The sequence below is a fragment of the Streptacidiphilus sp. ASG 303 genome (genome assembly GCF_020991365.1).
Lineage (GTDB): Bacteria > Actinomycetota > Actinomycetes > Streptomycetales > Streptomycetaceae > Peterkaempfera.
In genome coordinates this window covers 66652-92326 of the sequence record NZ_JAJLRA010000019.1, presented here as the reverse complement: position 1 = coordinate 92326, position 25675 = coordinate 66652, and the positions used below count along the sequence as shown (strand labels likewise).

The 25675-nt window shown below is 74.8% G+C and carries 26 protein-coding genes; 7 read left to right on the top strand and 19 right to left on the bottom strand.

Annotated elements, in window-relative coordinates:
* Positions 1-382: 382 nt before the first annotated feature.
* Positions 383-580, top strand: coding sequence for a hypothetical protein (locus tag LO771_RS21415; protein WP_230654967.1), 198 nt, complete (start codon positions 383-385; stop codon positions 578-580).
* Between the two features lie 178 nt (positions 581-758).
* On the opposite strand, the gene LO771_RS21410 is transcribed toward LO771_RS21415, so the two are convergent.
* The 6 genes from LO771_RS21410 to LO771_RS21385 all read right to left on the bottom strand — a co-directional run bounded on the left by LO771_RS21410 (position 759) and on the right by LO771_RS21385 (position 7151).
* Entirely contained in the window at positions 759-1196 is a 438-nt protein-coding gene (locus tag LO771_RS21410; protein ID WP_255744654.1) for an STAS domain-containing protein, read from the bottom strand.
* Positions 1197-1898: 702 nt separating this feature from the next.
* Positions 1899-2645, bottom strand: a complete 747-nt coding sequence (locus tag LO771_RS21405) for an SDR family oxidoreductase (RefSeq protein WP_230654911.1) — start codon at positions 2643-2645, stop codon at positions 1899-1901.
* Positions 2646-3047: 402 nt separating this feature from the next.
* Positions 3048-3944, bottom strand: a complete 897-nt coding sequence (locus LO771_RS21400; RefSeq protein WP_230654909.1) for an RNA polymerase sigma-70 factor — start codon at positions 3942-3944, stop codon at positions 3048-3050.
* Between the two features lie 283 nt (positions 3945-4227).
* Complete coding sequence (locus LO771_RS21395; protein WP_230654907.1) at positions 4228-4974, bottom strand: phosphotransferase family protein; 747 nt, start codon at positions 4972-4974, stop codon at positions 4228-4230.
* 285 nt (positions 4975-5259) lie between these two features.
* On the bottom strand, positions 5260-6228 hold the full coding sequence (locus LO771_RS21390) for an RNA polymerase subunit sigma (RefSeq protein ID WP_230654902.1): 969 nt from the start codon (positions 6226-6228) through the stop codon (positions 5260-5262).
* Between the two features lie 257 nt (positions 6229-6485).
* Positions 6486-7151: a class I SAM-dependent methyltransferase gene (locus LO771_RS21385; protein ID WP_230654900.1), complete on the bottom strand. Its 666-nt coding sequence runs from the start codon at positions 7149-7151 to the stop codon at positions 6486-6488.
* A gap of 358 nt (positions 7152-7509) precedes the next feature.
* Between LO771_RS21385 and LO771_RS21380 the strand changes: the two genes are divergently transcribed.
* Both LO771_RS21380 and LO771_RS21375 read left to right on the top strand, forming a co-directional pair.
* Positions 7510-7983: a carboxymuconolactone decarboxylase family protein gene (locus tag LO771_RS21380; RefSeq protein ID WP_230654965.1), complete on the top strand. Its 474-nt coding sequence runs from the start codon at positions 7510-7512 to the stop codon at positions 7981-7983.
* A 181-nt stretch (positions 7984-8164) separates the two neighbouring features.
* Positions 8165-8650: a cupin domain-containing protein gene (locus LO771_RS21375; RefSeq protein ID WP_230654896.1), complete on the top strand. Its 486-nt coding sequence runs from the start codon at positions 8165-8167 to the stop codon at positions 8648-8650.
* Positions 8651-9077: 427 nt separating this feature from the next.
* Here LO771_RS21375 and LO771_RS21370 read toward each other — a convergent pair whose 3' ends face one another.
* The 7 genes from LO771_RS21370 to LO771_RS21340 form a co-directional block, all read right to left on the bottom strand.
* Positions 9078-9479 carry a VOC family protein gene (locus LO771_RS21370; protein WP_230654894.1) on the bottom strand — a complete coding sequence of 134 codons (402 nt, stop codon included), beginning with the start codon at positions 9477-9479 and terminating at the stop codon, positions 9078-9080.
* Complete coding sequence (locus LO771_RS21365) at positions 9476-9991, bottom strand: cupin domain-containing protein (RefSeq protein ID WP_230654892.1); 516 nt, start codon at positions 9989-9991, stop codon at positions 9476-9478. Before LO771_RS21365 ends, LO771_RS21370 begins: the two co-directional genes overlap by 4 nt.
* A gap of 277 nt (positions 9992-10268) precedes the next feature.
* Positions 10269-10709 (bottom strand): VOC family protein, encoded by a 441-nt coding sequence (locus LO771_RS21360; protein WP_230654890.1) that lies wholly within the window; start codon positions 10707-10709, stop codon positions 10269-10271.
* Between the two features lie 320 nt (positions 10710-11029).
* Positions 11030-11884 carry a DUF6671 family protein gene (locus LO771_RS21355; protein ID WP_230654888.1) on the bottom strand — a complete coding sequence of 285 codons (855 nt, stop codon included), beginning with the start codon at positions 11882-11884 and terminating at the stop codon, positions 11030-11032.
* A gap of 26 nt (positions 11885-11910) precedes the next feature.
* Positions 11911-12501 carry a carbonic anhydrase gene (locus tag LO771_RS21350; RefSeq protein ID WP_230654887.1) on the bottom strand — a complete coding sequence of 197 codons (591 nt, stop codon included), beginning with the start codon at positions 12499-12501 and terminating at the stop codon, positions 11911-11913.
* Between the two features lie 47 nt (positions 12502-12548).
* A complete protein-coding gene (locus tag LO771_RS21345) occupies positions 12549-15005 on the bottom strand; it encodes a DUF2309 domain-containing protein (RefSeq protein ID WP_230654886.1) in 2457 nt (818 codons plus the stop codon).
* Between the two features lie 100 nt (positions 15006-15105).
* The gene (locus LO771_RS21340; RefSeq protein WP_230654883.1) at positions 15106-16662 is read right to left on the bottom strand and encodes a proton-conducting transporter membrane subunit; all 1557 of its coding nucleotides are present in this window, start codon (positions 16660-16662) and stop codon (positions 15106-15108) included.
* 128 nt (positions 16663-16790) lie between these two features.
* Here LO771_RS21340 and LO771_RS21335 point away from each other — a divergent pair, with 128 nt between their 5' ends.
* Together LO771_RS21335 and LO771_RS21330 are read left to right on the top strand one after the other, a co-directional pair.
* A complete protein-coding gene (locus tag LO771_RS21335; RefSeq protein ID WP_230654882.1) occupies positions 16791-17129 on the top strand; it encodes a winged helix-turn-helix domain-containing protein in 339 nt (112 codons plus the stop codon).
* Between the two features lie 187 nt (positions 17130-17316).
* The gene (locus LO771_RS21330) at positions 17317-18294 is read left to right on the top strand and encodes an L-threonylcarbamoyladenylate synthase (protein WP_230654880.1); all 978 of its coding nucleotides are present in this window, start codon (positions 17317-17319) and stop codon (positions 18292-18294) included.
* Positions 18295-18425: 131 nt separating this feature from the next.
* Here LO771_RS21330 and LO771_RS21325 read toward each other — a convergent pair whose 3' ends face one another.
* The 3 genes from LO771_RS21325 to LO771_RS21315 form a co-directional block, all read right to left on the bottom strand.
* Complete coding sequence (locus LO771_RS21325) at positions 18426-18662, bottom strand: hypothetical protein (protein WP_230654878.1); 237 nt, start codon at positions 18660-18662, stop codon at positions 18426-18428.
* 326 nt (positions 18663-18988) lie between these two features.
* Positions 18989-19585: a hypothetical protein gene (locus tag LO771_RS21320; RefSeq protein ID WP_230654876.1), complete on the bottom strand. Its 597-nt coding sequence runs from the start codon at positions 19583-19585 to the stop codon at positions 18989-18991.
* 171 nt (positions 19586-19756) lie between these two features.
* Positions 19757-20332, bottom strand: coding sequence for a GNAT family N-acetyltransferase (locus LO771_RS21315; RefSeq protein ID WP_230654874.1), 576 nt, complete (start codon positions 20330-20332; stop codon positions 19757-19759).
* 399 nt (positions 20333-20731) lie between these two features.
* Here LO771_RS21315 and LO771_RS21310 point away from each other — a divergent pair, with 399 nt between their 5' ends.
* Positions 20732-21301: a hypothetical protein gene (locus tag LO771_RS21310; RefSeq protein ID WP_230654872.1), complete on the top strand. Its 570-nt coding sequence runs from the start codon at positions 20732-20734 to the stop codon at positions 21299-21301.
* A 198-nt stretch (positions 21302-21499) separates the two neighbouring features.
* On the opposite strand, the gene LO771_RS21305 is transcribed toward LO771_RS21310, so the two are convergent.
* From LO771_RS21305 to LO771_RS21295, 3 genes are all read right to left on the bottom strand, one after another.
* On the bottom strand, positions 21500-22375 hold the full coding sequence (locus tag LO771_RS21305) for a hypothetical protein (protein ID WP_230654870.1): 876 nt from the start codon (positions 22373-22375) through the stop codon (positions 21500-21502).
* Between the two features lie 237 nt (positions 22376-22612).
* Positions 22613-23215: a DUF4328 domain-containing protein gene (locus tag LO771_RS21300; protein ID WP_230654868.1), complete on the bottom strand. Its 603-nt coding sequence runs from the start codon at positions 23213-23215 to the stop codon at positions 22613-22615.
* A 533-nt stretch (positions 23216-23748) separates the two neighbouring features.
* The gene (locus LO771_RS21295) at positions 23749-24405 is read right to left on the bottom strand and encodes a TetR family transcriptional regulator (RefSeq protein ID WP_230654866.1); all 657 of its coding nucleotides are present in this window, start codon (positions 24403-24405) and stop codon (positions 23749-23751) included.
* A gap of 245 nt (positions 24406-24650) precedes the next feature.
* Between LO771_RS21295 and LO771_RS21290 the strand changes: the two genes are divergently transcribed.
* Positions 24651-25628 (top strand): zinc-binding dehydrogenase, encoded by a 978-nt coding sequence (locus LO771_RS21290; RefSeq protein WP_230654864.1) that lies wholly within the window; start codon positions 24651-24653, stop codon positions 25626-25628.
* The last annotated feature ends 47 nt before the right edge of the window (positions 25629-25675 follow it).

Below are 25675 nucleotides of genomic sequence, written 5' to 3'. Positions count from 1 at the left end.
CGGACGGCGGCCCCGCCCCTGCCGTCGCCGGTGCGGTTCGCCCGGCGCCGGACGGGGCAGCAGTGCGGTGCGCGACGTGAGCCGCGGCACCGGACCGCGGGCAGAGAGGGGACGTGCGGGAGGCGTTGTGGCAAGGGTGCTCTCCGACATGGTGGGAGGACGGGCCCATGCCCGTCCGCTGCCCCGCGTGCGGACGGCCGGGTGGGCGGAGCGGTGGAGCGCGCGCGCCGAGGGCCGTCCGTGGCGGCTCCTGGTCGACCTCCCGTACGGCATGTGGCGGGTGGCCCGCGGCCCCGGGCCGGAGGCGGCCCGCCCGCAGGCACGGCACCGGGACCGCGCCCTTCCCCGTCCCCGCTGACCCCGACCGGCCACGGCGCGCCGGGTGCGCAGGGGGTGCGCGGACGCCTCCCTGGACCGGATCGAGGCCGCGGCCTCCGCGGTCCTGCACGGCGGCAGCGACCGGGGCTCCGTGGTCCGGCAGGGGCTCAAGGCCATGCTGCAGGACGTGCTGCCCGGCAGCCGGCGCCGCGACGACCGTCCCGGCGCGGCGGACCACGACAGCACCGGGGGAGGTGCCTGACCCGGGCGACGACGGACCACCGGCCGCCCCCCTGGCCGCACGCGGCCCCGGGGGCGGCCGGTCGCGCGTCCCGCGGCCCCGGCTCCGGCCGGGGCCGCGGCTCCGGCGTCGCGGCCCGGGACGGGCATGGCCGTGTCCGGTGCCGCGCCGAACAGGGGCGGCCCGCCCCCGGCCCGGTTCAGCGAGGGGAGCCCGGAGCGGCGCCCCGGCGGACCGCGTCGAGTGCGCGCTCCGTGTCGGGGAAGCAGGACAGCTCCCGGCCCGCGCTGCAGGCGGCGATCGCCCGCAGGACCGGCCCCTGCGCCGCGGCGACGGCGAACACGCCGCCGAGGACGCGGATGCAGTGGCGGACGCCGAGCAGGCAGTCCACACCTCGGGAGTCGCAGCGGGTCACTCCTGCCAGGTCGACCACGAGATGGCGCGCGCCGTCGGCGAGCAGCGCGGCGACGGCAGGGTCGAGCAGGGCGTCGGCGCGGTGGTCGAGGGTGCCTGCGGGCCTGAGCACGGCCGCACCGCCGGGCAGGAGGACGGCGGGCTCAAGGCGGAGGCGGTACGGATGCGCGCCGCTCGGCCGGAAGGGTTCTCCGGGCCCGTCGGAGGATCTGGCGCTCGTCATCGTGCAGCGGCCTCTGTCCGCCTGTCGGAGGGGTCGCCGGGGCGACCGCCGAGCGGACTTCCCGGCCCACCTGCCCCGGACCCTCCGGAGTGAGGGTGCGGGCAGCGTCCTGCCGAGCACCCTTCGATCGGATCGCTCTGTACCACCGTTCAATCATTGCATCATGCAAACCTCCGGGGAAGCGCACGCCGTCCCGACGCGTCCGCCGCCCACGCCCTGCCCGGCCTCACCGGTGCGGCCCCCGGCGACTGACCCTCCGACAGTTCTCGGGGAGGGGAGGCTCCCGCGACCGGCCTGCCCCCACGGCTGCGGTTCCCGGGACGAGCGTGCAGCGACAGCAGGTGCGACGTCACCGGAGGAGCAGCAGCGGACCGGGCTGAGGTGTCCGCGGAGTCCTGCCGTATCCGCCTCACGTCGACGTGCCCGCGCTCGACGGGGATCCGGTTCCGGGCCTCCTGCTCCGACGCAGAGCCGGTCGCGGTCGCGGTGTCGGTGTCGGTGTCGGTGTCGGTGTCGGTGTCGGTGCCGGTGCCGGTGCCGGTGCCGGTGAAGAGCGTCGGCATCCCGGCGCCCGCCGCGTCCGGGAAGGAAGCGGCCTGCCGCTCCGGGTGCGGCAGGCCGCTGCGGCACGGCCGCGCGGCGCCGGGGAGCAGCAGGCCGGGGGCGGGTGGCGGCCCTGTGCGGGGGCCGCCACCCGGTGGCTCACCGCTGCTGCGCGAGCCAGTCCGCGAAACGGGTCGCGGCGAGGTGCGCGTCCGGGCCGGGCAGGAGGGTGTCCTCGCGCAGCTCGGCACCGAAGTACCGGGCGTGCACGTCGGTCACGACCTCGCGGGGGTCGCCCTTGGCCGCGAGGCCTTGGCGGATGAGCTCGTCCAGCTGGAACGCGTCGGGGCCGGCCACCTCCACCACCCCGTTGACGGGGGTCCCGACCGCCGTACGGCCCACGGCCGCGGCCACGTCGTCGGAGTGGACGGGCTGGATCCCGACGGGCGCCAGGCGGACGGTGCCGCCGTCGGTCGCCGCATCGGCGATGCCCTTCATGAACTCGAAGAACTGGGTGGCGTGGACGATGGAGTACGGAATCCCGGAGGACCTGATCAGCTCCTCCTGGGCCTGCTTGGCGCGGAAGTAGCCGCTCTCCTGGAGCCGCTCCGTGCCGACCACGGACAGGGCCACGTGGTGGGTCACTCCGGCGTCCGCCTCCGCCTTGAGGAGGTTGGCGGTCGAGGTGCGGAAGAACTCCATGACGGCGTCGTCCGCGAAGGAGGGGGAGTTCGAGACGTCGACCACGACCGACGCCCCGCTCAGGACCTCGGCCAGTCCCTCGCCCGTCAGCGTGTTGACGCCGGTGCTGGGAGCGGCGGGCACGGCCTCGTGACCGTGCTCGGCGAGCCTGGCGACCAGCTTCGAGCCGATGAGTCCGGTACCGCCGATCACTGCGATCTTCATAGGGGCAATCCTTTCGGAGACCTTCGATGTCACCTGTCCCAGGGAAGACCGGGCAGGGACGGTCGGTGTGACAGGTCCCCGGGTGGACCGCGGGGCGTTCCTCCGGGACCGGGCCGCCGAGGCCGGCGGCTCCGGGAGGGCGGCGGCCGCCCTCCCGGTGAGGCGGCCGTGGAGCAGCGGCCCGACGGGGCCGCCGCCGAGCCGGCCGGCGCCGTACGGGCCGCCCGACGCCTCACCGGCGGCGCAGGGGCCGCGCACGTCCGCGCCGCGGTCCTCCGGACGGACACGGACACCGCCCCTCGGGACGGCGGCGTCCGCGTGGACGAGGCGGCGCTCCCCGTCGGCGGGGTCGGAGCCGCAGGCCCCGAACGCGGCGCCGTCGTGCACCGGAGGGGCGGGTCGTCAGGCGTCCAGGGACGCCACATAGGGCGACAGCTTGTCCGGATTCATCATCCACATGATCCGGTCGATGCCCTCCGCGGACACGTCGACGGAGAGCAGGGCCACGGCGGTCCCGTCGGACGAGACGAGCACGGCCGGCCGCCCGTTGGCCTCGACCCACCGGACGTCCGCCTGCGGCCAGAAGCGCGGCGCGAAGGCCACGAGGTACTTGGAGACGTGCGGACGTCCGATGACCGGGATCCTCGACGCGCCGCGGATCCCGCCGCCGTCGGCGTAGCTGACGACGTCCGCGGTGAGGACGTCCTCCAGCACTGCCAGGTCGCCCGTCCGCGCGGCGGAGAGGAACACCTCCAGCAGGCGCTTGTGGTCCGCCGCGCTGACGCGCTCCCTGCGCTCGGCGGCCAGGTGCCTGCGCGCACGGCTTACCAGCTGGCGGGCGTTGGCCTCGCTCGTGTCGAGGATGCCGGAGATCTGTCCGTACGGGTAGTCGAACGCCTCCCGCAGGACGTAGGCGGCACGCTCCACGGGGTTCAGCTTCTCCAGGAGCATGAGCACCGCCAGTTCGAGCGCCTCGGCCCGTTCCGCCCCCAGCTGCGGATCGGACCGGGTGTCGACCGGCTCGGGAAGCCACGGCCCGACGTACGACTCCCGCCGCACGCGCGCGGACTGGGCCAGGTTGATGGCCAGACGTGTGGTGATCGTGGTCAGGAAGGCCGTCGGCTCGTGGACGTCCGTGCGGTCCGCGTTCTGCCACCGCAGCCAGGCCTCCTGCACGATGTCCTCGGCCTCGGCGGCGCTCCCGAGCATGCGGTACGCGATGCCGAAGAGCTGCGGGCGCGCCGCGAGGAAGTCGCTCGTCGCCCGGTCGAGGGAGTCGGTGCCGGCGCCAGCGCCCATGATCGTCCCTTCCGGTCCGGCCGCCTCCCACTCTACAAGCGGCCTGAGCAGGGCGCTTCCGCGGACGGTCGGCCTCGCAACCGGCTTCGCCCCGGGTGCACCGTGGCACGCGTCGTGCGTCCACGGGATCCGTCCGTGTCCGTACCTTCCGGGCGCCCCTTGTCCTCCCGGTGTCACACGGGCGGGGAGCCACCGGTCGGAAGAGGTGAACAGCCCCCTGCCGGCCAGCCGTACGAAAGCCACGATATGACCAGCAGGATCTCGCAGCCGGGCCCGCGCAGCCTCACATCCGGGATCTCAGCACGTCGACCTCACAGCCCGGCGCGAACGGGTCGAAGCCGTGCTCGGCCAGCCAGCGAACCACCAGCAGGCTCCGCAGCGACCACCACGCGTGGATCACGTCGAGGTCGATGCCGGCGCCGTAGCCGGCGGCGACGTCGCCGAGGTGCTCCCCGTGTCCGAGCGTGAAGGTGGCGAGGTCGTACAGGGCGTCGCCCCGGCCCGCCTCGGACCAGTCGATGATGCCCGTGACCTCGTCGCCGTCGACGAAGACGTGCGCGATCTGCAGGTCGCCGTGCGTGAACGCCGGAGTCCACGGCCGCAGTGCGGCCTCGGCGACCCGGCGGTTGCGGGTGACCAGGTCGGCGGGCAGCAGGCCGTTCGCCACGAGCAGTCCGCACTCGTCGTCGAGTTCCGCCTCCAGCGCGGCGATGCCCCGGCCCGCCCGGCCGGGCCGGGGCGGTGGCGGCGCGTCGTGCAGTCTCCGGATGGCGGCGCCCGCCGCGGCCCACGCCGCCGGCGATCCGGTCGACGGCCCGCCGAGGCGCCCGAGCGTCGTCCCCGGGACTGCGGCGAGCGCCAGCACGGGCGGCCTGCGCCACAGGACCTGCGGGGTCGGGACCGGCGCGAGGGACATCGCCTCGACCTCGACGTCGATGCGCGCCTGGTCGGCGTCCACCTTGAGGAACACGTCCCCGACGCGCAGGGTCGCGCGCTCGGAATGGGCGACGACGACTTCGACCTCATCCATGGGCGACCAGTATCCCGGGGACGGCCGCCGACGTCACCGGGTGCACCGCGTGCGATGACGCGGCTGACCGCGTCCCGGCGCCCGGCGGCCTCGTACGCGGCACCGACCTCCGGCCAGGTCAAGACCGCCACTTCGGGCAGGATTCCGCCACAGCCCGTCGCACCCGGTGAAGCGGTGACACGGCGTCGACCGGGGAGCGGACCGGCGGGGCCGTCCCGGTCCCGGCCGGACGCGCTGCTCCGCCGCTCCCGCATCCCGCATCCCGTGCCGCGGGAGCGGCGGAGGTCACGTCCGGCGTGTTCCGGCAGGGCTGCCGCGGTGCCGTCCGGTGTCCGGCGGGGAACCGGGGCGGTTCCAGGAGCGGAGCTTGTCGGGGTTGAGGGTGATCCACACCTGCGCGACCAGGTGGCCGGCCACGTCGAGGCTGACGACCGCGGCCACCAGGTCGTCGTAGCGCACCACGAGACCGGTCCGCCCGTTGACGGACTGGGTGCGCAGCGTGGTCCGCGGCCGTCGCGCCAGCAGTGTCAGCAGGCTGCGGGCGACCTGCTCCCTGCCGTACACGGGCCTGACCAGGGCCCGGATCTTGCCGCCGCCGTCGAAGGACGCCGTCACGTCGGGAGCCGTCACGGACGCCAGGAGCGCCGCGTCCTCCGCGACGCAGGCCTTGCCCACCCGGCGGGCCACCGCGTCGTGCCGCCTGACGGACGCGGACCGTGCCCGGCGTGCGCGCAGGCTGTCGCGAGCCCGGTCGGTCGGCTCGGCGCACTCCGGCTCCGGCTGCCCCACGATGTCCGCGACCGTACCCGGCGCCGTCCCGAAGGCGTCGTTGAGCACGAAGGCCGCCCGCTCGGCCGGCGACAGGGAGTCCAGCGCGTCCAGGAGGACCTCGCTGATCTCCTCCTCCAGCAGTCGCTGCCGGTCCCCTTCGTCGGCCGCCCCGTCCGCTGCGCCGGGCGCCACGCCGTCCGCTGCGCCGGGCGCCACGCCGTCCGCTGCGCCGGGCGCCGCCCCGTCCACCGCTCCGGGCGGGACCCGGCGGGGCAGGGCCGGCCGGGCCAGGCAGACGCTGCCGGCGGCCTTCGCCAGCCAGGCACGGGGGGAGGCGATCCGAGCCCGCTCCTCCTCGGCCAGCGCGCACCACTGCTGGTAGGCGTCGTCGATGACCTCCTCGGCCGCGCTGCCGCTGCCGAGCATCCAGTGGGCGACATCCAGCAGATGCCTCCGCTCGTCCAGCAGCTCCGAGATCGGCACCGCGTCGTCGGCGTGGTCCGTACCGCATCCATCCCCTCATCACCCGGCACCGCGTCCCCCGTGCCGGCAGCCGTGCCCGCGCACACCGCTCAACCGTTCAGACCGGACAGGCACGGAATCTGTGACATCGGACCCCGGGAACCCGCTGGAGGCGGCCTCGGACAGTCCGGGGGAACGAGTCTCGGGCGGGCCGGGGAGCGGGCTCCCGACCGGTCGGGACGCGGCGCCTTCGGGCGGCCTCCCTCCACAGAGGTGATCTACACCGGCTCGCTCCCCGAGACCACGGGCGTGCTCTCGGGACGGCGGGCCAGCACGTGGGCGTCGAGGAAGCCCCGCTCGGAGGCCGGGTCGTGGACCAGCCTGGCGACCGTGACGAGCCCGGCCCCGGCCAGCAGCGCGGCAAACCGCTCCACCGGCCAGCTGTAGGCGGGCGTCACCTTGTGGTCGAAGCGGACCGGCTCCGGTCCGTCGGTCGCGAAGAACGAGACCAGGAGCAGGCCGCCCGGCGCCAGGACGCGTACCTGCTCGGCGAGCAGCGCGGGCAGTGCGCCGGGCGGGGTGTGGATCATCGAGTAGTGGGCCAGCACGCCGCCGAGCGCGCCGTCCTCGACCGGCAGGGCCTCCATCCGTGCCTCGTCGAACCGCAGCGACGGATGGGCCCGCCGGGCGTGGGCGACCATGCCCGGGGAGAGGTCGAGCCCGAAGGCGTCCAGCCCCAGGCCGTGCAGCATGGCGGTCAGATGCCCGGGCCCGCATCCGACGTCCGCTGCCCGCAGGTTCCCCGTCGCGTGCACCAGCTCGGCGAAGGTGCCGATCATGTTGCGCGAGAACGGGTGCGCCTCCAACCTGTTGGCGAACATCGACGCATACAGCTCGACCACTCCGTCGTAGGCCGCCCTGGTCTCGTCCTGATGCTCCGTCACGGCAGGGAAGCTACCATCCGCGCACGTCCGCAGCCTCTCCCGGTCGCCGTACCCCCCACCGGTGGAGGCCGGCCGTTCCGCCGCACGACCACGGGACGGAGCCCGGGGTGCCCCCGTCGGTCTGGACGGGTCTACTGTCCCCGGCGACCCCGGAACCGGCATCGAGCGCGTGTGCACCGTCCCGGCCTGAGCTCCGGCCATCCGCCCGCCCGCCCGCACGCACGCCGCCGATCCGGACCGGACGCATCGCATCGGAACGTCCGGCGTGGAGTGACGTGGATGAACGGCCGCCGTGTCACAGTCCGGAGGGCTGCCCGGTCAGTAGGGCGCAACCCCGATACGACGAGGAGATCCCATGATGGAAGCGCGCCTCGACTACTTCGGCCACCCCCTCGCGGCCAAGGTGCTCAAGCACATCAACTCGGCCAACAAGGTGGTGGTCGACTCGACGCTGCCGCACACGGTCCAGGAGCTCGTGAAGCTCCGCGCCAGCCAGATCAACGGCTGCGGCTTCTGCACCGACATGCACAGCAAGGATGCCGCCCATGCCGGTGAGACGCAGCAGCGCCTCAACCTGGTCGCCGCCTGGCGTGAGGCCACGGTCTTCACCGAGGCCGAGCGTGCCGCGCTGGAGCTGACCGAGCAGGGCACCCGCATCGCCGACGCGGCCGGCGGGGTCACCGACGAGGCCTGGGAGAACGCCGCCAAGCACTACGACGAGGACCAGCTCACCGCGCTGGTCTCGCTCATCGCCGTGATCAACGCCTACAACCGCATCAACGTGATCAACCAGACGCCGGCCGGTGACTACCAGCCGGGCCAGTTCGGCTGAGGCACCCGGTCCGTCGTGGGCGGTTGCGGGGCGCCGAGCCCGCCGCACCGCCCACGACGGGCACGTCACACTCCCCCGACGTGCCCGGTCAAGTGGACAAGGGCGTGGGCCCGGACCTCGAACGGTCCGCGCCCACCAGCGCCTCTCGGCGCACACACCGATCGGACGAAGGGTGCCTGCAATGTCGTACTACCCGGAACAGGTGTACTGGGGGGACGGGGGCGAGGTCAGCGCCCGCTACCGTCCTGCGGAGACCGCCCCCGACATCGGCGGGGAGGGCGGGGACGCCATCCACTACTTGGCGACCACGACCACCACCCGAGGCGAGTTCGGGCTCTACCGCGTCGAAATGCGGCCCAGGGCCGGCGGTCCGAGGACCCACTTCCACAAGACCATCTCGGAGTCGTTCTACATCCTCGGCGGCACCGTCCGCCTCTACGACGGCGCTCAGTGGGTCGACGCGCACCAGGGCGACTTCCTGCACGTCCCGCAGGGCGGACTGCACGCCTTCCGCAACGACTCCGACGCGCCCGCCGAGATGCTGCTGCTCTTCACGCCGGGCGCACCGCGCGAGGAGTACTTCGAGCGGGTGTCGGAGCTGGCCGACGCCTCCGACGAGGAGCATCCGAGGTTCTTCGACCGGCACGACTCGTACTTCGTGGAGTGACCGGTACGCCCGCGCACGCCCAGGGCAGCCGCGTTCCCGCATCGCTGGGCACTCCTGGCAGGGCGGCGCTGCCGGACGGGTTCGACGAGGGTTCCGAGGGGATCCGGATCACCCGCGAGACGCTGCTGGAGCTGTCAGGTCCCCCACCGCCCGCGCCGCCGGCCGTGAGGCTGCCGGACCCTCCGGCCTGCCGGCGGGTCATGGCGGTTTCCGCCTCATCTGACGCACCGTTGGGTCACGGGCACAGGCGCGGCCACGGGCGCGGGCGGTGTGCGAGGCGGTGGGCGCGGAGGTCGCGTCCGGCCAGGTCGACCATGTCCGCCTGCAGGCCGAGCGGCCGGTCGACCGCGGCCATCCTCGCCCGGCCCGGACCGGGCCCGGCCACCCGGCCCCGCCCCGTGACCCCGCCCGTCAACGGCGGACGACTTCAGGCGCTCCAGGAACGCGAGCAGAGCACCAAGCGGTAGCCGTCGGGATCGGCAACGGTGGCACCGTACTCGTCCCAGTAGGGGTTGTGCGCCGCCGCGCGGGTGCCGCCCGCGGCGACGAAGCGGTCGACGAGGGCGTCATCGACCGCGGTACCGGGATGGAGGACGAAGAGGTCGTCCACCGTGGGTGTGGGCTCCGGCGGCCGCTCGGGGTCGTGAGTGGGCTCGAAGTGCCAGGAGCCGCCCGGGAGCCCGGGCATCACCAGGTCATGCCCGCCGGAGACGCGCCCGGTGGTGCGCCACGGAACGTCGAGCCCGAGGCCCTCGACGGAGAAGCGCTCGGCGGCCACCAGGTCCCGGGAGGGGCGGGCGATCCGGATGCGGGTGTCCCGGGTGATCACTGCGGGGCCTCCAGGGTCGCGCGCCAGACCGGGCTGTCGACGTAGTGGTTGTCGAAGCGCTCCGACGTCTCGGCGAGCCGGCTCGGGGGCTCCTCGCCGCGGGTGACCCGCCCCAGCAGGCGCAGGTAGTCGAAGCGGTCCATGCCCGGCGTGAACACGCACAGGACGTCGGCGCCCGAGCCCGGGGCGGCGCGGAAGGCGTGCGGCGTGCCCGGCGGCACGGCGAGGAAGTCGCCCTGGTGCAGGAGGGTCACCTCCTCACCGAGCAGCACCTGGAGCGAGCCGCCCAGGACGAAGAACACCTCCCAGGCGCGCGTGTGGACGTGCGCGGGCGCGCCGGGCGCACCCTCGGCGAAGGCCGAGCGGTAGCTCGTGAACGCGCCCCCGGTCTGCGCCGAATCGGCGAACAGCGCCATCACGGCACTGGGGTCGGCGCAGGTCTCGGCCTCGCCGCCGCGCGTGAGCACCGGCCCCTGCGTGGTGCGGCCGGTCAGGCCGTGATCCGAAGTCATGGTCGCGACCCTATCGACCGGGTAGGACAGGGGCGCCGCACACGATGACGCCGCTGACGCCGCGACGGGAGTCCGTCCTCGCCGTCATCTGCGCCGTCATCTGCGCCGTCACCTGCGCCGTCGAACGCGCGGCACGGGGCCAGGCCCCTCGCCTGCGGAGCACCTCGCCGAGCGCAGCCGCCCTGCCGGCCCGGGCCCGTCCGCGGTCCGGGCCCTGCGACCCGGTACGCGGGGGCGCGGGGCCGGCCGTCGGCGTGCTCCGCGCGGCGGGCCCGCGTCAGCCCGTCTGTTCGGCCAGGGCGACGATGATGCCTGCGGGGCCGCGGAGGTAGCAGAGCCGGAAGACGTCCTCGTACTGCGCCACCCCGCCGAGGAGTTCGGCGCCGTGGGTGCGCAGGCGGGCGACGATGTCGTCGATGTCGTCGACGGCGAACATGACGCGGTGCAGGCCCAGCGTGTTGGCCGGAGGGTTCCGCGGCCCGGCCTCGGACACCGCGGGGGTGTGGTACTTGGTCAGCTCCAGCTTGCTGTGGCCGTCGGGGGTCCGCATCATCGCGATGTCGCTCCGGACGCCGTCGAGTCCGACGGTGCGGTCCGCATAGAGGCCTTCGATCTGCGCCCTGCCTTCCAGCTCCAGGCCGAGCTCGGTGAAGAAGGCGACAGCCGCGTCCAGGTCGTCGACGACGATGGCGACGTTGTCCATCCGCTGAACAGTCATGTCCCCGAGCCTAACGACCCGGTGCGCGGTGGCGCGGGGTCGGCCGTGGCACGGCGGCGGCCGCGCGGGCCGAGGGGACGGTGGCGTCCTCCCCGGCCCGCGCGGCCTCGGCGCGGGCTGACTCCGGCTACCGCGCCGAGGCCGTCGACCACGGCGCCCGCCCGGCCCGCGACCACGAGACCCACCCCCACCGCCCCGAAGCCGTGATCCAGCCCGTGATGACCGGCCTCAGGAGCCGGCGGCCCACCCGGGGGTCCCCCGTGAACCGGCGCGGAACCCGGCCCCGGGGCCGGACACGAACCGGCGGAGAGAACGCTCTGTCAGGGGTTGCAGCGTTCGCACCAGCGGGGGTCGGCGGTGGTGTCGGGGCGTGGCACGGTGTGGCGGTGCTGGCAGCGGGCGCAGCCGTGAACGTCGGCGGTGACGAGGTCGGTGGGCCAGGCGCAGGCGCGGCAGGGCAGGCCGGTGCGGTGGGAGGTGCGGCCGTAGCCGGGGGCGTGGCACCGGGGGCAGGGTGTGGCCAGGCGCGTGGCGAGTCGGCGGGCGAGTCGGGTGAGGAGGGTGCGGCGTGTGGGGTTGTGGTGGGCGCGCAGGTCGGGGGCGACGGTTGCGGTGCCGGTGTCGGAGCGCCGCAGCGCGGTGCCGGTGGTGCGGCGCAGGACGGCGGCGTCGGTGATGCCCTTGCCGGCGACGTGCAGGTGCCCGTTGTGCGTGGTGGTGACGAGGGCGCCCTGGTGGGGGAAGCCGAAGGAGCGGGCGGCCTCGACGGCGGTGTCCGGGTCGGTGACGTCGGTGGCGGTGCCGGGGACGTCGAGGCTGCGCAGGCCCTCGACGATGCACAGGTCGCGGGTGTCGTCGAGGAAGACGAGGATCTCCTCGTGGGTGTTGACCAGCCCGACGGGTCCGTAGCTGGCCTCGCTGGCCAGTCCGTAGGGGGTGGCGGTGGTGGCCATGGCCAGGCGGGCTTTGGCGGTGGCGGCCTGGAGCGGGGGCAGGGTGCGGGGGATGTCGCCGGCGAAGGTGCCGAACTGGTCGGTGTCGAGGCCGGGCGGTGCGGTGACGCGCGCGCCGAGGACGTCGTGGAACGCGGGGGCGGCGCAGTGGTGTTTGTCGTGCCGGGTGCCGAAGACGACGGTCGCGCCGTGGTAGGGGCGGGCGGTGGGCGTGCTGGCCATGGGGTGGGTGCCTTTCCGGGCTGCTCCTACGACTGGAGGACGGGCACGGTCCTGAGCGGGCGGACGAGCCGGTCGGCCGGGGTGTAGACGAGGGTGGCCAGAGCGGCGGGGTCGGCGCGGTGGAGCCTTGCGAGGACGGGGAAGGTGTCGAGCAGGGTGGTGGCGGTGTGGCGCAGGTGGCGGTCGAGGAGGTCCTCGGGGGTGGTGGCGGGGCGGTGGCGGAGGGTGAGGCCGAGGTGCGCGGTGATGGCGCCGTGGTAGGCGGTGGAGACGGTGCCGCGGGTGTACTGGGCGTGGACGGTGTCGAGGATGCGGCACGGCTGGTGTCCGAGGACCACCACCAGGGGCGCCTGGTGGAGGGTGAGGGCGTAGTCGATGCCGGCGAGGGCGGCGGTGCCGGTCAGGTGCGCCGCGGTGGAGGTCACGATCAGCCGGCCGGGCTGGGTGTCGAAGATGGCTTCCGGTGCCACGCCCAGGTCGCTGCAGGTGAGTACGGCGGCGAGGACGCCGGGGTGCTCACCGGGCGCGTGCGGGGCGGGGGTGCCGAGGGCGTGCCGGCGGTTGCCGCCGAGCAGGGTGGCGAGGGCGGTGGCGGCGTCGGACTGCAGCGAGGTCATCGCGGGTTTCTCCCTTGCGCTGGAACTGGGTCGGTTCGTGGTCGCTCTCAGGGCCGGCCGGCGGGGCGCCAGGGCGTCCAGCCGCGGCCGGGGCGGCGCAGCCACCAGCGGTCGGCGTCGTGCACGGCGAGGTGGATCCAGGCGCCGTCGACGAGGTCGGCCAGGGTGGGGTTGCGGTGCAGGAGGGTGTCGAGGCGGTCGCGGGGGGCGGTGACGGCGACCAGCAGCCGCATGGGCTCGTGGTAGGGGCGGGAGTGGTCGGTGAACACCGACTGGCGGGGCAGGCCGAGCCGGAGGTCGCCGCCCGCACCCTGGTGGACGCCGATGTCGCCGACGACGTTGTGGGCGATCTTGTCCCCGGCGCCGAGGGTGTCGGGGTCCACGGTGGAGAAGTAGTACTGGGCGTTGATCCAGTGCGCCACGACCGCGGGCCCCGACAGGATCGCCTCCAGCACCGCGCCGTCGGGGTCCGTCTCGGGCCGGTAGGAGTGCAGGAAGCACCGCCGGCCCAGATCGAGGCCCGCGCTGAACGCGCGCGGGGCCACGAGGAAGGCGGCGTTGCGGGCCAGACCCCATTCCGGGCGGACCTGGGACCAGTCCGCCGCCCGGGTGGCCGTGTGCGCGGCCGCGGCCCTGGGCCGCAGGCGGGCGGGGGCGGCGGGCAGATCGCGGGCGCGCTCCGCGGCCAGCCGCTGTCCGGCGGTGGCCAGGTCGCGGCGCAGCCGCCCCATGCGGGCCTGGTGGGTGGCGGGCAGGGTGTCCACGTCGTAGCAGGTGACGGTGTCGGTGGCGGTGTCGTGCTCGGCGGCGACGAACACGGTGTCGTCGGGCACGCGCAGGCCCCGCTCGGCGAGCAGGGCGCGCACCGGCGCCCGGTTGAGGACCGCGGCGGCCAGCCGGGCGCTGGTGCCGCCGCGGGCCGCGCCGCAGGCGCCGCAGTCCAGGGCGCTCGCGTAGGGATTGTTGGTGGTGGTGCTGCCGTGCCCGCACAGCAGCACCAGCGGCGCGAACCGCTCCGTCAGGCCCATCGCGGCAAGGGCCGCCTCGGCGAAGTCGGCCTGCTCGGTGTCGCTGGGTGCCGTCGGCCCGGACAGCACCGGCGTCACCGGGGCGGCGCCGGTCAGGGCGGTCCTCGCCCACCGCTGTACGGCCGCCCAGGCGCGCGGGGCGAGGGTGCGGGCCACCGCCAGGGGCCCGAGCGCGAACCCGCCCGCCTCGGCCAGCAGGTACGCGCCCAGCGGGGCCTTCTGCGCGGCCCCGGCCGCTGCCGCCGCAGCGGCGAGGTCGGCGTGGGCGGCCGCCGCCGCGGCACCCGTGCCCGCACGGGGGGAGGCTTCGCCGACGGTGAAGGCGGGCCGCAGCAGCACCGGGAACAGGTCGAGTGCGTCATCGCTGGCGAAGGGCCTCACCCGGGCGGGCAGGCCGAAGAACCCGGCGAACCCGAAGGTCTCGTAGTCACCGACGGCCTCCACGTGGCGGCGCAGACCCTCGCTGCGCACGTCGATGCAGCACACCAGCTGGGCGGCGGGGGGCCGGGCGGGGACCGGTCGTGCGGGGCGGTCGAGGGCGGCCAGCAACTCGTCGCGGTAGTGGCCCTCGTAGGCGGCCAGCCACACCCAGTGCCGCGTGCGGGGGGCCAGGGCCGAGAGCCGGGCCGCCACCTCGGCGTCGGCAGGTTCCGGCAGCCCGTCGCGGCCCCGGTCGGCGTCGGCGCCGGCGTCTGTGTCGGCCGCGTCTGCGTGCGGGGCCGGGCCGCCGCCGGGCGCGGAAAGGGCGGGGGTGCGCTGGGCTGCGTCGTAGGTCAGGCGCACGGCCAGGTAGTCGCCCAGGTGCAGGGCGGGGCCGGGGTGGTCGGGTGCGGCCCACTGCGTGCGCCACTTGGCATGGGCCGCCCAGCCGGGCAGACGGGCCAGCTGCGCGCTCAGCACCGCCACCACCGTCTCCTCGTCGTCCGCCCCCATGTCCCTCAGTGCGAGCGCGAGGGCGTCCTCGGCGGTGGCGGGCAGCGGGCGGCCGGTGCCGATCCCCAGGCGGCGGGCCACCGGATCCCCTCCCACCCGCTCCCGCCACGTGGCGTAGAAGCCGGACGCCGGGGCCGTCCTGCCGAGCATTCCGGTGACGTAGGCGGCGCACCACTTGGCCACCTCCCGGTCCGTCACCGCTTCCGCCCGCCCGTCCACCGTCGGCACCGGCGGCGCGAGAGCCGGCGTGCACGCGGCGTCCCCCGGCACGGCCGGAGCGTGCAGGGCGCTCAGCGCGGTCCTCAGGTCGGCGTCGGTGATCCGGCCGCGCTCGTAGGCGTCGGCGACCAGGCGCGCATCCGGCAGGCCGGTGATGCCCAGCAGCGGGGCGGCGATGCCGACGGCCTCGGCCATGCTGTGCCCGCGCAGGTCCCACAGCGGGTTGACCGCGATCGCGGTGGTCACCGGCCACAGCGCCGGGATCGGCCGAGCCGCCTGCTCGATCAGCGCCGCCGTCACCGGCGCCGGATGGGTCGTCGTCATGGAAGCAGACCTTTCAGTCATCGGAGGGGCAGGAGGGCCGGGGCCGCTCACGCCGCACACGGGCGAGGGCACGGGGGTTCGCCCGCGCCGGGGCGGCGGTTCAGGCCGCGGACTCCAGCACCGGCTCCTTCTCGGGCCGGTGCGGCCGGGCGACGGTCGCGGCGGAGGGCGGGCGCGGCCGGTCCCAGCCGACCGGTGCGACGGCGGCGTCCAGCAGCCGGGCCCCGAGGAACACCGCCGCCCGCGTACGGGTCGCCGCCCAGGTGAACACCGCAGCCGCGGCCGGCACACCCAGCAGCACCCAGACGGGCAGCCCGGTCCCCGCACCGGGCACGGCCCGGGCGACGAAGCCGCCCACCACCGCCGCGACCGCGCCGTAGGCACCGGCGGCCACCACCAGCAGCACCGGCCACAGCCACCGCCGCGGCTCACCGGCCGGGCGCCGCGCCCACCACGCATTCGCCAGCGTCCACGCGGTCGCCGCCACCAGGACCACCAGCACCAGCCCGTCACCGGTGGCGACCCCGGGGGCCGCGGCGGCGGTGGCGGCCACGGCGGCCACGGCGGCCGCACCCGCCCGCGCCCGGCCGCCGACCGGCTCCGGGACACCCGGGGACCCCGGCCTGCGCACGGTCGACCCCGACGACAGGAACAGCCCCGCCTTGTACAGGCCGTGCCCGATCAGGTGCACCATCGCCGCCGGGTAGGCGCCCACACAGCACTCGACCAGCATGAAGCCCATCTGTGCGCTCGTCGACGATGCCAGCCGCCCCTTCACGTCCGGCTGCCGTGCCATGACCGCCACCGCCCAGGTCGCCGTCGCCGTCCCCGCGAGCGCCACCGCCGCCAGGGCGGGCGTCCACGCCGCCAGCGGCGCCAGCCGCACCAGCAGGATCCCGCCGCCGTTGACCACCCCGGCGTGCAGCAGGGCGCACGCCGGGGTCGGTGCCGACACCGTCAGCCGCAGCCACCCCTGAAAGACGCCCTGCGCACACCGCGACATCGCCGCCACCGCGATCAGCGCCGCCACCAGCGGCGCCCACCCGCCCAGCCGGGCCGCAGCACCCTGGAGCGCGGTGTACTCCGTCCCCACGTTTCCCGCCCGCGCGAGGACGATCACCGCTGCCGCGACCAGGGCGGCGTCACCTGTCAGCAGCGCGGTGCGCATCACCCGCACCAGCCCCGCCACGCCGGGCAGGTCCCGGCGGGCTCCCGCGACCCGCGTGAACCCGAGGCCGGCGACCACCCAGGCGGCCACCATCCCGGCCACGGTCGCCGACACCGACACCACGGCCATCGCCGCCACCACCCACGCCGCTGCCGCCCCGAACCGCCCCGAGCGGGCATCCCCGGACAGGTAGCGGCCGGAGAAGCTCTGCACCAGCGCACCCACCAGGCACACCAGTGTCAGCAGACTCACCGTCAGCCCGTCGGCGACCAGCCCCCAGGCCGGCTGCGACCCGGCCCGGGCCACCAGGCCCACCGGCCCGCCCACCGCGACCGCCACCAGGGCCACGACCGCGGCCGCCGCCGCCACCCACGACCATCCCGCCCGCCACCGGGCCGCGGCCTGCGACCCCCCGGTTCCCGTCGCGGCCAGCAGCGGCACACCCACTGCCGCCGCGAGTGCCGCCTGCCCGAGTGTCCCCGCGTCCATCCGCACCACCTCCGATCTCTAAAGCACGAATTTGATATCGTGATTAGTACAGCAGGTGAGGATGAGGCGCAACCCGGGAGAGGCGTGACATGCGGCTTCTGATTCAGGAAGTGCAGTACACTGAACAGGTGACACCGTCTGCCGCAGCCGAGACCGCCAAGCCGGCCTGGACGTTCCTGACCAACCACGGCCACGTCCTGGTGTGCATCGCCCAGGACCCCGGCATCCGCGCGCGCGACATCGCCGACCGCGTCGGCATCACCGAACGGGCCACCCAGTCGATCATCGCCGACCTCATCGGCGCCGGATACATCACCCGCGCCCGCGTCGGGCGCCGAAACCACTACACGATCAACCCCCACCTGCCCGTCCGCCACCCGGTCGAGCAGCCCCACAGCATCGGCGACCTCCTCGCCGCCGTCGCCGGCTACACCGGGCGCGAATCCTCCGACCGGCAGGCGGGCTGACCAGGCACCCGGGCGACGGGTCCCTCCGACGCACTGCGCGTGCCGCAGCGACGGCGGGCCGGCGTGGTGGCCGCCGGCCCCGCGTCCGCCGCGGAGCGGGCGCGGACCGGGCGGTGCGGGGAACGGGGGGCCGGGCGGTGCGGGGCCGGGCGGTGCGGGGAACGGGCAAGGCAGAGGACGAAGGACAGTGACGGCAAGCACACGTGACATCGAGAAGGCGGCCGAAGTGCTGCGGGCCGGCGGCCTGGTGGCCCTGCCGACCGAAACCGTCTACGGTCTGGGCGCCAACGCCGAGGATCCCGCCGCCGTCTCCCGGACCTTCCAGGTCAAGGGCCGCCCGCCCTCCCATCCGCTGATCGTCCACATCGCCGGCGCGGAGCACCTCCACGACTGGGCCGAGGACGTTCCCGCCACCGCGCGCCTGCTGGCCGAGCACTTCTGGCCCGGGCCCCTGACGCTGGTCCTGCGGCGCGGCCGGCGCGTGCCCCTCGAAGCCACCGGAGGCCTGGAAACGGTGGCCGTACGCGTGCCCGGCCACCCCGTCGCCCTCGCCCTGCTCTCGGCCTTCGGCGGCGGTGTCACGGCCCCGTCCGCCAACCGCTTCGGCTCGGTCAGCCCCACAACCGCCGAGCACGTCCGCGCGGAGCTCGGCGACGCCGTCGACCTCGTCCTGGACGGCGGCCCCTGCGACGTCGGCGTCGAGTCGACCATCGTCGACACCACCGGCGACGCCCCGAGCATCCTCCGGCCCGGCGGAGTCACACGCGAAGACCTCGAAGCGGTGCTGGGGCGCCCGATCACGGTCCCCTCCACCAGCCGTGTCCGGGTACCGGGCCAGCATCCGTCCCACTACGCACCGCGGGCACGGGTCGTCCTCGTCGAGCCCGGGAAGGCCGTCGCCGAAACGGAACGCGCGCAGGGACTCGGCCACCGGGTGGGCGTTCTCCTCCCACCCTCCCTCGCGGGCGCCCCGGTGGCGGCGCACGCCGTGATCCCGGTCCCCGCATCGACGGCCGCCTACGCACGCGGGCTCTACGGGTACCTGCGCGAACTCGACCGGCGGGGATGCGACCTCATCATCGCCTCCCTGCCGCAGGAGGAGGGACTGGGGCTGGCCATCGCCAACCGGCTCCGCCGCGCCGCGGGCCCACGGCCCACCGCGTGACCGGGGCCCGTCCCGCTCGACCGTCCTGCTGCTCCTGCCGTCGCCGTCGCGCGGGCGTCCGGCGGCGGGGGGCCGAAGGGATCGGACTCACACGGGACCTTCTCCCCTGATGGTGGACGGGCGTTCGCGTCTCACGCGGCGAGCGCGGGGTCGGCCGGGTGGTCCCGGCGTTCGTGTGCGTGCCTGCTGAGGCATCCGTCGGCGGAGTGCCGGCGGTGGGTGTTGTCACGGGCCGGCCGGGCGAGGACCGTCCTCCGGCAGGTGAGCGGGTCGCCGTGGTCGCGGCCGCCCCGGAGGGCCTCGCGCCTCAGCGACGTGTCGAGGCTCTTGCAGACCGTGCTGTCGGCACCGCTGCCGACGGTGCCCATCGACCGGCCCCCCGAGCTCGTCGCAGAGGCCGGCGAACTGCCGGGATCCGTACGGGGTGCATTCAACCGGTCGTCTCAAGACCTCGACCGCGGAGGTCTCGGACGGAACGACCATCGGGGTGGACGATGGAGGTGACGGGGCATCCAGCGACGCCGGCGCCGCCCTGCCACCGGGCGCAACCCCCCTCCCGCCCGGGCGTCGCCCGGCGGCAGGAGCTCCTTCCCCAACCGGAGGAAACCCGTCGCACCCGCCCCCGTCCGCCCGTGCGGAGGAGCGGACCGGCGGTGCCGCCCGTCGGTCCGGGCGGCACCCGGTGCGCGGGGGCCTACCGGCGCCTGGTGCGCCTGGGCGCAGCCGGGTGGCGCGGGGCCTCCTTGCGTACGGAGGAGTGCGGCGGCGTCGGTGTGCGTCGCGGGGTCGCGGTTGTCGTGCGGACCGGCCGCAGGTGCAGGACGACGGGGGTGTCGCCGTGGACCGCTGTGCCGGCGGCGGGCTGGGAGGAGGCCACGGTCCAGCGTGCCGCCGCCGCGGCGTCGTGCGCGACGTCGCGGCCGTCCGGGGTGAGCGCGCTGAGGTGGACCAGGCACCGCAGGTCGGCACCGTGCGGGTCGAAGCGCCTGCCGGCCAGGTCGGGGAGGTGCCTGGCCGCGTCCCGGGCCGGGCAGGCCGCGGCGGGGGACTCCGCCTCGTCCGGCGTGCCGGGGTCGGACCCGTCCGGCGCATCGGCGGGCGGGACGCCCCCACCGAAGGCGTCCGCGTCCCCGCCGGGCACGTCCCCGGCCGCGGCGGTGCCGGGAGCGCCGCCGTCCGCGGCCGGGGTCGGACCGCACCCGGACAGCAGGACGAGGGTGAGGAGGGCGGCCGCGCGGGACGGCAGGACGGTGCGGCGCACGGGGCCCTCCGGGAGGAATGAGGTGATCATGTGCGTCCATCGTGGCAGTCGGGGGCCTCCGCGAGGAAGCCGGAAGGCCTCGCGGTGACGCGCCTGTGACGGCCCCGTGGCACGGAGGGCACTGCGGGAGCGGACCGTGTGCCCCTCATCAACCTGCTGCCGACGGCTGCTCGACCGGTGCACTGGGAGGCGGCAGGGCTCTCAGCGTTCCTTGACCCAGATCATGCCCCGGCCTGACTCGGCAGGTGCCTGGATGCCGTCCTCCTCGACGCGTTCGAGACGGTAGCCCAGGCGTCGTGCCACGGCGGCGCTGCGGACGTTCGCCTCGTCGCAGTGGATCTCGACCCGGGTGAGGTGGTCCAGACCGAGGAGGAGCCGGGTGAGCGCCCCGGCCGACCTGGTGGCGACCCCTCGGCCCACGTGGTCGACGTGGCACCAGTAGCCGATCTCGACGGCTCCGCCGCCGAGGTCGTCGTGGACCGCGGCCATGCCCAGGATCGTCCCCTCCCGCTCGTCGAAGATGCCGAAGTTGTGGCTGCGGCCGCTCGGCCAGGCCAGCGCGTCCTCGAAGCGCTGCGCGTGCTGCTGCTCGGTCGGCGGCTCGCCGGCCCACTCCATCCAGGGGTGCAGGTGGTCGAAGGAGGCCAGGATCGCGCGGTACCTCGCCTCGCGGTCCCGTGGCTGCCAGCGCCGCAGGACGAAGCCCTCGGCCGTGATGCGCTCGGGTACGTCGCCGGGGCGGAGGACAGGCTGCGGGGTGTTCGACGCTTGCTCCATCCGTGGAATCTCCCTGTTCCGAGGACGACATGCAACGTCGTGACCGCACGTGGACGGCTGGGGCCGAGGCATGAGAGGCGCTTCGGCACTCGTCGTGCGTTCCTGCCGTCGCGACGTCCGCCTCACCCAGGACGGGGTGCGGTCCGGGACCGTCGCTGTCGAGAACCGCTCGGACCGGCAGGCGGCATGCCGAGGGTCGAAGAGCTGGAGGCCGCGCTTCCCTCGCCTGTGCGGTGGCGTGTGCCGGGCGGACGGCACGGGGACGATTCCGGCATCACCCCTTCAGATGCAGGAGCCGCGCCCACCGGTCCCCGATCGCACAGGGCTGTTCGAACAGGCCCGGTATCGTCACGCTGCCGGCCGCTCGGGCTGAGGTGCTCTGCTGACCGGAGGTTGATCGTGGTGACGGACGTCTGGGGCGTACTGGACGAGAAGCAGCGCCTCTCGTGGGTGTTCACGCCGTTCGAACGCGTCGGGCCTCTGGAGTTCGGCATGACGCACGAGCAGGCGGAGGCAGCAGGTGAAGGTGTCCTGCGGACCGCTCTCCGGGAGGGTTCTTCGGGGGACGGGATCCGCGTCGACTTCTGGCTGGAGCAGCGACCTGACGCGAGGTTCTCCGGACCGGCGGTCACCGTGTACTACGACCGGTCGGTCCGCCTGTCGGGGATTGCCGTCAACGCACTGCGTGGCCCACAGGTGACGCTGGACGGGATGCGGCTCGTCGGTCAGGTGCCGTCACGCCTGGAGGAACGGTTCATCGACTACCTCGGGATGCACGACAAGGAACTGCGGTACTCGCAGTGCGCCGACCCGTGCTCGGCGCAGCTCGGTCTGGTGCTTCGGGCCCAGCGGGCGGGCGACCTCGTGCTGAGCCGTCCGGTGATGGTGTCCGAAGCATGGGCCGACCGCTGCTGGGACACCACGGAGGGCTGCATCCCCGAGAGGGAGTGGAAGACCTTCGAGTGGTGACTCGCGGCGTGCCCCTGCGGAGCGGTTGCCCCGGGGCATGGCTCTCACGGCCACGGAGCAGCTCCTTCCTCCCATGTCATGCTTCCGAGTCCAGCAGTCCGGACCTGCCGCGCCGGACGACGGCGGAGTCGGTCCTCCGACCAGCGAGGCTGCCGGGCTGCGCGGTGCGGGAACAGTCCTCCTGGCGCCTGGCTGCGGCTATTCCCTCACCTGCTCCACTCCACCGTCCGGGGAGACGGCGTACAGGTCGATCCGCAGCAGGCGCCGCACGGCGGACGGAACCCGCCGGGCGTGGGAGAGCACCGAGGCCGGCACGACGATGGCGTACTGCACGGCCGGGTCAGACTCCGTCATGCGCCGCAGGAGCTGCCCGTATGCCGTGTCGAGATCGGTTCCGGGCGCTCGGGTGCGTCCCTTCACCTCGCCGATGAGGCGCTCGGCTCCTCGGACGGCTTCGACATCGGTGTGCGCATCCGCGGGGGTGACCGGTGTCCACCCCTGCAGGACGAGCCAGGCGCGGAACGCCTCCGTCACGCGGTCCTCGGTATGGCCGGCTGCGGTGGCGGCCTGCGCTGTGCGGGTCCGCAGTGGTGCCGGGACGGGAACGGGCGTGCCGTCGCCCGGGGGCGCGGGAGCGGCCTCCACCGAGGCGATGGGCGCCAGCAGAGTCCGTACGGCCGCGAGGTCCGTCTCTGGGTGCCGGCGCAGGCGGCCCCGCACATCGGCGGAGAGATCCGCGGGGCGGATCACCGTCAGGCGCAGACCGTGCTGCGGAATCAGGGTGTCGCGGCGGGCGTCGTAGAGAGCGCGCTGCCGACCGCGGTGCACGCCGCTGACGGTGAGGCGGTCGGGCTTGTCGAAGAAGGCGTTGGGCCGGTCGTGCTGCAGCTCGCGGTACTCCACCACCAGGCCGTGGTCCGGCCAGTAGGCGTCGACCGGCAGCCTGCTGCGGTGGCCCGTGCGGCCGGGATCCCCGAGCAGCCAGTCGAACCGGTGCTGACGCAGGCCTTCCTCCCCCAGGGCCTCGTCGCACAGGTCCAGTACGTATGCCTCGTCGCTCTGATCCCGACCCATGGGGAAGAAGGGTGCCACCGCACGAGGAGGCTCTTCCACCCCGCGCCACGGCCTGGAGGACACCGCTCGATCCTGGACGTGCGCCGCGTCGCCACGACGACCGAGCCTGCCGACAGGCGGGCTCCGGGAGGACCACTCCACGCCGCGGCACCGGCCCGCGAGCGGCCGGTGCCCCACGTCGGAACGGACCGCCCGGAGCCTGCGGTACGACGTGGGGGAGTGCATCCGGGGAGTGGCTCACACCTGGGCGAGAGGCGCGACCGGGAGGATGGCGCCGAGCGCGGCACCCTGCAGCGCCGTGATGCGCTCGATGACCAGTCCCAGCAGCACGGCCGCCGCGACCATGAGTGCCTCCGCCACCACGAGGAGGGGCATCGAACCCGGGGCCACCCGGCCTCCCACCGTGAGCACGACCGCGTGCGTGATCCAGGCGGCCCACCACAGGTTCACCAGGGTCGTGCCCCGCTTCTGCTCCCACGACGCGGAGCTCGCGCGCCCGATGTCGAGGACGAGCCGGCGCGGGACGAAGAGGTTGACCACCGGTACGAACCACGCGCCGATCGTCCAGGCCCGACTCGGGACCGGGGCCAGGGGGGACAGCTCCTGGGCGTTGTGCCGGGACCGGGCGAGCCACACGAGGAACAGCACGATCGCCGGAGCCATCACGTACAGGAAGACCATCGACATGAAGCCCGACCTCTGCAGGGACGCATCCGTGTGGTGCAGGTGGTGGTCCCGGACGGCCGCCGCGCGGAACACGTCCGCCACGGCGGCCGCCGCTGTCGTCGCCTGTGCGGAGCGGGCGAGGATCCACGGGGCTCTGCGTGCGGTGTTCGTCATCGTCGTCGGCCTGTCTCGGAGGCGTGTGCCGCTGCAGCGGACGCTGGGGCGGAGTGATCATAGGGTCTGCCCGCCGCACGCACGTGGGGTTTTCGGGTCGTCGGTCGCGGGGCGCACGTGCCCGACGGCGGACGACCGTACGTGCACGGGGGCCGGGTGCGGGCGGCACGCCGATCAGGCGGGAGGCGGCCGAACGGAGGCAGCCGGCCCGCAGCACGTCGATGTCCGCAGAGCAGCCCGCTCGAGGAGGCACCGACGCGGGCTGCCACGATCGCCGTCGCCTGGCGCTGTGCTCACGGGGTCCGCGCGTTCCTGTGCGGCCCGGGCCGCACCATCTGCGGCGCGGCGGCCGCCCGCTGTCCGCCTCCGACGGGCGGACCGAGGGGCGCCACCCCCCCCACGACCCGCTGGGACGGACGCTCTCCCAGGAGGTCCCGGGAACGGGATCGTCCTCGCCCAGGCCGTCCCCGGTGTGCTCGGCCCGGTGTCCTCCCGGCTCCGTCACCTGCTCCCCGGGACCCGGCCGTTGGTGGTCATGCCCGGCCGGTCATACCGTCCGCCAGTGCGCTGACCAGCCGCACGAGGGTGGGTTCGAAGGCGATGCCGAGATGGGCCAGCCCGGGCTCCTCCGCGTAGAGGCGGGTGAGCGTTTCGGCGGGGTGCGCGGCTTGCCACAGGGGCGCGGCCATGGCGATGACCGCGATGACCAGGTCGCCCGCCTGCGCCGTGTCGAGTGCGCTGGCCGAGGTGATGGCGGTGACGAGGGTCTCCACGCAGGCGAGGGCGACGGCCTTGAAGGCGTGGACGCGCTCGTAGGTGACCTCGCGTTCGAGGGTGAGGGGAACGTGGGTCAGCAGGTCGCAGAAGAGCGGCCGCGCGGCGAGCGAGGCGGTCAGGGCGCGGGCCAGTTCGTCCGAGGTGGCGCGGCGGCCGGCCAGCCGCGCGGCGACGTCCTCCGACCAGTCGCGGTATCCCTCCTCGGCGAGGCTGAGCAGGATCTCCTCGCGTGAGGAGTAGTAGCGGCGGACCGCTGAGGCGTGCACGCCGGCATGTCCGGCGATCGCCGTCAGGGTGACCGCGCGGACGCCCTCGCGGGTGCCCAGGACGCGGGCCGCCTCGAGGAGGTCGGCGGCCCGCTGCTCCTTGTGGTGGCGGGAGTAGGCGCGCTGGAAGGTCTTCGGATGCGTCATGCTCACGATCCTAACAACGCAAGCGGGATGCGTTGGACAACGCAAGGCCCTTGCGTTACTGTCGATGTCGGCGGGCGGACACCGGGCTCCGCGTTTGCAGGCCCTGTCGGAGCGGTGCCCCGATGCACGTGATCCGCGGTGCGGCGTTCCTCGCGCGGTCGATCTCCGGCCGCGTCCCCGCGCTTCGGCGCCCCACCCGCAGCCTCCCCCTCCCCCCACACGGGCCGAAAATCAGGAGTGTTCCCATGCATGCGATGACCATCAGCGAGTTCGGCGGGCCCCAGGTCCTGGTCCCCGTCGACCTGCCAGACCCGAGGCCGGGCGCGGGGCAGATCAGCATCGACACCAGCCACGCCGCAGTCGGCCTGGTCGACGTCTTCTTCCGTCGCGGCGACCTGGCCGACCGGCCCGGCTTCCCCCGGCCGCCGTTCGTGCCCGGCCTGGAAGTCGCCGGAACGGTCCGGGAGCTGGGCGAAGGCGTCACCGGATTCCAGGTCGGCGAGCCCGTCGTGACCCTGTCCCGGATGAGCCTGGGCGGGTACGCCACCGTGACCCTGGCCGAGGCCGCCATGACCGTCTCCCTGAAGGGGAGCGGCGTGGACCCGGCCCAGGCCGTTGCGGTCCTGCCCAATGCCGTCACGGCCCACCTGGCACTCACCCGCGTGGCGCACCTGCGGGAGGGGGAGAGCGTACTGGTGCACGGAGCCGCCGGGGGCCTGGCCGCCGCGTTCCCCGCCGTCGCCCGCTCCCTCGGCGCCTCCCGCATCACCGGCACCGTCACCGCGCAGGCCAGGATCGCCGACACCGCCCACCTGGACTACGACGAGGTCCTCACCAGCGACCGCTTCGTGGCGGCTCTGGACGGCCGCCCGGTCGACGTCGTGGTCGACCCGGTCGGCGGCGAGGTCCGCACCGCCAGCCTGGACGTCCTGGCCCCGCTCGGTCGCATCCTCCTCCTCGGACACGCCGCCCGCACCCCGGACACCCCCGTCACCGGCGACGAACTGTGGGGCAGGAACGCGGGCATGCTCGGCTTCGCCGTCGGCCCCTACCTCCAGGCCGACCCCTCCGCCGCGCAGCCCGCCGCCGCACATGTCATCGCCCTCCTCGCCGACGGCAGGCTGACCCGGCGCATCGACGAACTCCCCCTCGCCGAGGCCGCGGAGGCGCACCGCCGGCTCGAGGCCCGTGAGGTCCCCGGCCGCATCGTCCTCACCACCTGAACCATCCGGCGTGCAGGACCTGCTCGAGCCCGAGAACTTCGAGGAGG

Coding starts and splice junctions, on each gene's coding strand:
- LO771_RS21380 (WP_230654965.1), top strand. CDS start 7,510: ATGGAAGCGCGCCTCGACTACTTCGGCCACCCCCTCGCGGCCAAGGTG.
- LO771_RS21345 (WP_230654886.1), bottom strand. CDS start 15,005: ATGACGACGACCCATCCGGCGCCGGTGACGGCGGCGCTGATCGAGCAG.
- LO771_RS21395 (WP_230654907.1), bottom strand. CDS start 4,974: ATGGATGAGGTCGAAGTCGTCGTCGCCCATTCCGAGCGCGCGACCCTG.
- LO771_RS21340 (WP_230654883.1), bottom strand. CDS start 16,662: ATGGACGCGGGGACACTCGGGCAGGCGGCACTCGCGGCGGCAGTGGGT.
- LO771_RS21290 (WP_230654864.1), top strand. CDS start 24,651: ATGCATGCGATGACCATCAGCGAGTTCGGCGGGCCCCAGGTCCTGGTC.
- LO771_RS21305 (WP_230654870.1), bottom strand. CDS start 22,375: ATGGGTCGGGATCAGAGCGACGAGGCATACGTACTGGACCTGTGCGAC.
- LO771_RS21325 (WP_230654878.1), bottom strand. CDS start 18,662: ATGGGCACCGTCGGCAGCGGTGCCGACAGCACGGTCTGCAAGAGCCTC.
- LO771_RS21300 (WP_230654868.1), bottom strand. CDS start 23,215: ATGACGAACACCGCACGCAGAGCCCCGTGGATCCTCGCCCGCTCCGCA.
- LO771_RS21360 (WP_230654890.1), bottom strand. CDS start 10,709: ATGACTGTTCAGCGGATGGACAACGTCGCCATCGTCGTCGACGACCTG.
- LO771_RS21320 (WP_230654876.1), bottom strand. CDS start 19,585: ATGATCACCTCATTCCTCCCGGAGGGCCCCGTGCGCCGCACCGTCCTG.
- LO771_RS21410 (WP_255744654.1), bottom strand. CDS start 1,196: ATGACGAGCGCCAGATCCTCCGACGGGCCCGGAGAACCCTTCCGGCCG.
- LO771_RS21295 (WP_230654866.1), bottom strand. CDS start 24,405: ATGACGCATCCGAAGACCTTCCAGCGCGCCTACTCCCGCCACCACAAG.
- LO771_RS21315 (WP_230654874.1), bottom strand. CDS start 20,332: ATGGAGCAAGCGTCGAACACCCCGCAGCCTGTCCTCCGCCCCGGCGAC.
- LO771_RS21375 (WP_230654896.1), top strand. CDS start 8,165: ATGTCGTACTACCCGGAACAGGTGTACTGGGGGGACGGGGGCGAGGTC.
- LO771_RS21350 (WP_230654887.1), bottom strand. CDS start 12,501: ATGACCTCGCTGCAGTCCGACGCCGCCACCGCCCTCGCCACCCTGCTC.
- LO771_RS21405 (WP_230654911.1), bottom strand. CDS start 2,645: ATGAAGATCGCAGTGATCGGCGGTACCGGACTCATCGGCTCGAAGCTG.
- LO771_RS21400 (WP_230654909.1), bottom strand. CDS start 3,944: ATGGGCGCTGGCGCCGGCACCGACTCCCTCGACCGGGCGACGAGCGAC.
- LO771_RS21355 (WP_230654888.1), bottom strand. CDS start 11,884: ATGGCCAGCACGCCCACCGCCCGCCCCTACCACGGCGCGACCGTCGTC.
- LO771_RS21365 (WP_230654892.1), bottom strand. CDS start 9,991: ATGACTTCGGATCACGGCCTGACCGGCCGCACCACGCAGGGGCCGGTG.